The organism is Oleiphilus sp. HI0067 (assembly GCF_001635735.1).
Map to the genome: position 1 here is coordinate 1 of NZ_LWFI01000784.1, position 1,074 is coordinate 1,074.

Consider the following 1,074-nt stretch of genomic DNA (forward strand, 5'->3'; position numbering starts at 1 on the left):
GACTTCATAAAGGTAACTGGAATAGCCAAATTGTTACCGATATGGAGTACTGCAACCGTCAGGATGAAGCCACCGTAGAACCAGTTCGCAACATAAATATGTTTGGTTTTGCGCTTAGTGATAGTGCCAAAGAATAAAATCGCGTAAGAAACCCATACTAGTGCAATTAAGATATCAATTGGCCATTCAAGCTCAGCATATTCTTTTGTACTAGTGAAGCCCATTGGAAGAGTTATTGCTGCTGCAACAATAACTGCTTGCCAGCCCCAGAATACGAATGATGCGAGAGAGTCTGAGATCAAACGTGCTTGACAGGTTCTCTGTACAACGTATAACGATGTTGCAAACAATGCGGAACCGCCAAAGGCGAAGATGACCGCGTTAGTGTGCAGTGGTCGAATACGGCCAAAACTCAAGTATTGGTTGTCGAAGTTTAACTCCGGCCAAACTAATTGAGCGGCGATAAATACGCCTGCAGCCATGCCGACAATTCCCCATACCACCGTCATCACGGCGAATTGTCGTACAACTTTATAGTTGTAAGTGATTGGGTTGATCTCGTTGCTCATTATTGAAGATCCATTCAGTTGCGTTTTCGAGGCTTGCTTTAATTCGAATCAAAGCGTTCAGAAGCTGGTCGGAAATCAGCACTTAGTTTATTTGCCATTGTGATCTAGGGCAAAAACCTAGATGGCGCGAAGAATAAATGTAGCACTATGCAAAATCAACCAAATCTGCCGCTAAATTGATTTCGCTCAAGAGTTTAGTTCAACTTTAGAAAGATGAACAAAAAGCGAACAGTTGTAGGGCTAAAGCTGAAACCTCAGCCCTGATGCGGGGTTTAATGACGGGAGTCAAGAAGAGTGACGTGTTCTTCTCTTTCAAGCATCAGCGAAAGCTTAGACATAGCTTCTTTTCGCTCGGAAGATTCGAACCATTTATCCCAGTCTAATTTACTACGCCACTTGCAAAGAATGACGTGGTGACGAGGATTTTCGATATCACTTAAGGACTCTCCCGAGATAAAACCGGGGGCTTTTACTGAGGCTGCAAGCACCTCAAGTGCTGCATCTT

The 1,074-nt window shown here is 43.7% G+C and carries 2 protein-coding genes; both read right to left on the reverse strand.

Going from position 1 to position 1,074, the window contains the following annotated elements:
- A partial coding sequence (locus tag A3739_RS08510; RefSeq protein ID WP_197472207.1) for a cbb3-type cytochrome c oxidase subunit I occupies window positions 1-569 on the reverse strand: 569 nt, incomplete at its 3' end.
- A 272-nt stretch (window positions 570-841) separates the two neighbouring features.
- On the reverse strand, window positions 842-1,074 hold a 233-nt coding region (locus A3739_RS08515), incomplete at its 5' end, for an antibiotic biosynthesis monooxygenase (protein WP_068501033.1).